Annotated in this window: 5 protein-coding genes; 2 read left to right on the forward strand and 3 right to left on the reverse strand. The window is 71.4% G+C overall.

Annotation, left to right across the window (positions count from 1 at the left end; all coding sequences use genetic code 11):
* Positions 1-37: 37 nt before the first annotated feature.
* The 3 genes from ACFVW8_RS38590 to ACFVW8_RS38600 all read right to left on the reverse strand — a co-directional run bounded on the left by ACFVW8_RS38590 (position 38) and on the right by ACFVW8_RS38600 (position 2,274).
* Positions 38-661, reverse strand: coding sequence for a TetR/AcrR family transcriptional regulator (locus ACFVW8_RS38590; RefSeq protein ID WP_389698637.1), 624 nt, complete (start codon positions 659-661; stop codon positions 38-40).
* 83 nt (positions 662-744) lie between these two features.
* Positions 745-1,035, reverse strand: a complete 291-nt coding sequence (locus ACFVW8_RS38595) for a YiaA/YiaB family inner membrane protein (protein WP_389698639.1) — start codon at positions 1,033-1,035, stop codon at positions 745-747.
* A gap of 87 nt (positions 1,036-1,122) precedes the next feature.
* Positions 1,123-2,274, reverse strand: a complete 1,152-nt coding sequence (locus tag ACFVW8_RS38600) for an acyl-CoA dehydrogenase family protein (protein ID WP_389698641.1) — start codon at positions 2,272-2,274, stop codon at positions 1,123-1,125.
* A gap of 62 nt (positions 2,275-2,336) precedes the next feature.
* Between ACFVW8_RS38600 and ACFVW8_RS38605 the strand changes: the two genes are divergently transcribed.
* Positions 2,337-3,038 carry a TetR/AcrR family transcriptional regulator gene (locus ACFVW8_RS38605; RefSeq protein ID WP_389698643.1) on the forward strand — a complete coding sequence of 234 codons (702 nt, stop codon included), beginning with the start codon at positions 2,337-2,339 and terminating at the stop codon, positions 3,036-3,038.
* Between the two features lie 10 nt (positions 3,039-3,048).
* Positions 3,049-4,029: a DMT family transporter gene (locus tag ACFVW8_RS38610; RefSeq protein ID WP_389698645.1), complete on the forward strand. Its 981-nt coding sequence runs from the start codon at positions 3,049-3,051 to the stop codon at positions 4,027-4,029.
* Positions 4,030-4,047 lie beyond the last annotated feature (18 nt).

A 4,047-nucleotide genomic window follows, 5' to 3' on the forward strand; every position in this document is an offset into this window, starting at 1 on the left:
CGCCGCCCGGGAGGCCGGGGCGGCGGTGGCGTCGGCGTCAGCGCTTCGCCGCGACCATGCGGAGCACGAGGCCGGCGTACAGCTCGCCTACCTCGTCCGGCGTCCGGCTGCCCTGGGCGTTGAACCACCGCGCCACGTCGATGCAGAGCGAGAGCACGGCGAGCGTGGTGCCGGGTACGTCGGGGACATCGAACTCCCCCGCCGCCACGCCCTCACCGATGATCCGGCGCACCACCGCGTCGCTCCTGCGGCGGAGTTCGACGATCTCGGTGCGGTGCTCCTCGCCGAGGGCGTCGAGCTCGTACTGGACCACGCGCGCCGTGGTGTGGCGCTCGGCGTGCCAGCGGACGAAGGACCGTACGGCGTCGGCGAGCCGCTCGGCCGCCGTGCCGCCGCTGTCGGCGGCCGCCTCCAGGACGGACAGGGCGCGGTCGTGACCGATCCTGCTGATCCGGTGGAGCAGCTCTTCCTTCGTCTTGTAGTGGATGTAGAGCGCGGCGGGGCTCATTCCGGCACGGCCCGCGATGTCCCGCGTGGTGGTCGCGTGGTACCCGCGCTCGGCGAAGGCGTCGACGGCGGCGACGAGGAGCCGCCGGGCAGCCTCGGGCGTCACTTCGGCCCACGGCGTGTTCTCGCCGTCGGTCTCCTCCGCCGTGCTCATCGTCGGTTGCCCCTCTCAGTCAGCAGGACGAACACCATACCCCGATCCTGAGCAAGCGCTTAGGGCTCGGCGTGACGAGATCGTCAGAGCTTCTGGAAGGGGTCGTGCTCGGCGAGGATCTTCTCCAGCCTGGCCTGGTCGACCCGGCTGACCAGCTGGCCCGCCTCCTGTCGGTCCCTGATGACCTTGGCCAGGGTGAAGGCGGACGTGACGAGGTAGAGAACGCCGATGGCGAGGAAGGCGCGCACCCAGGCGTCGGCGTCGAGGAAATAGATCCCGAGGGACACCGCCCCCATCGCGATCCCGAAGGACGCGACGGCCTGGCCGTAGAAGGCGGCGGTGCTCTGCTGTTTGACCGATGTCGTCTCACTCATGCGGCTCAGCATCGGGCGATGTGGCACACGCCACATCCGTACGCGTACTCAGACCGGTACCCAGACGCCCGTCGGGCCACCCGGGGCTCAGAAGGCGGAGACCCCTGTCAGCGCACGGCCGATGATCAGCTTCTGGATCTGACTGGTGCCCTCGTACAGCGTCATCACCCGGGCGTCGCGGAGCAGCTTGCCGACCGGGTACTCGTCGATGTAGCCGTAACCGCCGAAGACCTGGAGGGCGTTGTTGGCGGCGCGCACCGCGGCCTCGGAGGCGAAGAGCTTGGCCTTGGAGGCGGCGGTGGCGAACTCCTCGCCGCGGTCGATCAGATCCGCCACCCGCCAGGTGAGCAGCCGGGCGGCGTCGACGTCCACGGAGATGTCGCTGATGAGCTCCTGGACGAGCTGGTAGCCGGCGATGGGCCTGCCGAACTGCTCGCGTTCACCCGCGTATCCGACGGCCGCGTCCAGCGCTGCCTGCGCGATGCCGACACAGCCGGCCGCGACCGACATCCGCCCCTTGGCCAGGGCCGACATGGCGATCGAGAAGCCCTTGCCCTCGGGGCCCATGAGGGTGGCGGCGGGGACCCGGACGTCCTCCAGGACCAGCTCGGCGGTCGCCTGGCCACGCAGTCCGAGCTTGCCGTGGATGGTGCGGCGGCTGAGGCCGGGGGTGTCGGTGGGGACCAGGAAGGCGGAAATGCCCTTGTGGCCCGGGGTGTCGTTGGTGCGGGCGAAGAGCAGCACCACATCGGCCCAGGTGCCGTTGGTGATGAACATCTTGGAGCCGTTGATGACGTAGTCGCCGCCGTCCCGCACGGCCTTCGTCGTGAGATTGCCGGCGTCCGAGCCGGTGCCGGGCTCGGTGAGGCCGAAGCAGCCCACGGCGTCACCGGCGGTCAGCCGGGGCAGCCACTGCCGCTTCTGCTGCTCGTCACCCCAGGCGGCGATGGTCTTGGCGACCAGACCGAGGGAGACGGAGACGATGCCGCGCACCGAGGAGTCACCGCGGCCGAGCTCCTCGGTCACCAGGCAGTACGCGAGGTGGTCGCCGCCCGAGCCGCCGTACTCCTCGGGCACGGTCAGCCCGAGGAAGCCGAGCGAGCCCAGCTTCTTCACGATCGACTTGTCGACGTTCTCGGCCCGGTCCCACTCGACGACGTGCGGGGCGATGTCACGGGCGACGAAGTCCTTGGCGAGCTGCCGGACGGCCTCCTGCTCCTCGCTGAGCTCCAGGTTCATCGGTCGGCCTCCACTTTTAATTAGCAGTGCTAGTTTAATGGCTGGGCCCTACTATGTGCCGCATGGCCCGCCCGCGCAAGCCCCTCCTCAGCAGAGACCGCATCGTCGCGACAGCGAGTGCCCTCGTGGACTCCGAGGGGCTCGACGCCGTCTCCACCCGCCGGCTGGCGGCCGAGCTCGGGGTCAGCGGGCCGTCGCTCTACAACCACTTCCGCAACAAGGACGAGATCCTGGACGCCGTCGCCGACGCCGTCTCCGCACAGGTCGACCTGTCGATGTTCGACGAGTCCGACAGCCGTGACTGGCGTGAGGCCCTGCACGACTGGGCGGTCTCCTATCGTGCGGCGCTCACCGAGCACCCGCACATCGTCCCGGTGCTCGCCCAGGGCCCCGGCCGCCGCCCGGCCGGTCTGCGCGTCGCGGACGCGGTCTTCGGCTCCATGGTCCGCGCGGGCTGGCCGCCCGCCCAGGCCACCTACATCGGCGCGCTGATGCGCTACTTCATCACCGGCTCGGCACTCGGCTCCTTCGCCCGGGGCTTCGTGGACGACGAGACGGCGTACGACCCCGCCGACTATCCGCACCTCGGCCAGGCCCATCTGCTGGCGGACCGTCGCCAGCAGGTCGACGAGGGGGCGTTCGAGACCGGGCTGCGGGCCCTGGTCGACGGACTGGTCCTGCAGTACGAGCAGTTGCCGCCCGCACGGACCACAGCGGGCGGCCACGGTGACAATTCGGTGGGCGCCGAGGTGTCCACCGCATAGCGTCGGGCCCATGACGACGACATCCGCTCCCGGCACCGGCGCGGCGCCCCGCGACTGGCGGGCCACCGCCGCGGCCTGCACCACCGTGGTGCTGTGGGCCTCCGCCTTTGTCTCCATCCGCAGCGCCGGCGAGGCCTACTCCCCCGGCGCGCTGGCCCTCGGGCGGCTGCTGACCGGCAGCCTGGCGCTGGGCGCGCTCCTGCTGGTGCGCCGCGAGGGGATGCCGTCGCGGGCGGCCTGGCCGGGCGTCCTCATCTCCGGACTGCTGTGGTTCGGCCTGTACATGGTGGTGCTCAACTGGGGTGAGCAGCAGGTGGACGCGGGGACGGCCGCCATGGTGGTGAACATCGGGCCCCTCCTGATCGCCCTGCTCGGCGCCCGGCTGCTCGGCGAGGGGCTGCCGCGCCGGCTGCTGCTGGGCATGGCTGTGTCCTTCGCGGGCGCCGTGGTCGTGGGCCTGTCCATGTCGGGGAAGGGCGGTTCCTCGGTCCTGGGCGTGCTGCTCTGTCTGCTGGCGGCCGCGGCGTACGCGGGCGGAGTGGTCGGGCAGAAGCCCGCGCTGCGGCACGGCTCGGCCCTGCAGATCACCACGTTCGGCTGCCTGGTCGGCACGGTGGCGTGCCTGCCGTTCTCCGGTGCGCTGGTCTCCGAAGCGGCCGGCGCACCCGTGTCCGCGACCCTGAACATGGTCTATCTGGGCCTCTTCCCGACCGCGCTGGCCTTCACCACCTGGGCCTACGCACTCGCGCGCACCACCGCGGGCCGGATGGGCGCCACCACCTACGCGGTGCCCGCGCTCGTGGTGCTGATGTCGTGGCTGCTGCTGGACGAGGTACCCGCACTGCTCACCGTCGCCGGCGGGCTGCTCTGTCTGGCCGGGGTGGCGGTCTCCCGGCTGCGTCCGCGCACGCGTCCGACGCCCGGGGACCCGGGCCTGCCCGTGGCGGAACCCCGGCAGGGCGCGGAGAGCCGGGCGGCGGAGCTGCCGTAGCAATACGGCCTGTCTCTT

It is taken from the genome of Streptomyces sp. NPDC058221 (genome assembly GCF_042882365.1).
GTDB lineage: Bacteria > Actinomycetota > Actinomycetes > Streptomycetales > Streptomycetaceae > Streptomyces.

Coding starts and splice junctions, on each gene's coding strand:
- ACFVW8_RS38590 (WP_389698637.1), bottom strand. CDS start 661: ATGAGCACGGCGGAGGAGACCGACGGCGAGAACACGCCGTGGGCCGAA.
- ACFVW8_RS38595 (WP_389698639.1), bottom strand. CDS start 1,035: ATGAGTGAGACGACATCGGTCAAACAGCAGAGCACCGCCGCCTTCTAC.
- ACFVW8_RS38600 (WP_389698641.1), bottom strand. CDS start 2,274: ATGAACCTGGAGCTCAGCGAGGAGCAGGAGGCCGTCCGGCAGCTCGCC.
- ACFVW8_RS38605 (WP_389698643.1), top strand. CDS start 2,337: ATGGCCCGCCCGCGCAAGCCCCTCCTCAGCAGAGACCGCATCGTCGCG.
- ACFVW8_RS38610 (WP_389698645.1), top strand. CDS start 3,049: ATGACGACGACATCCGCTCCCGGCACCGGCGCGGCGCCCCGCGACTGG.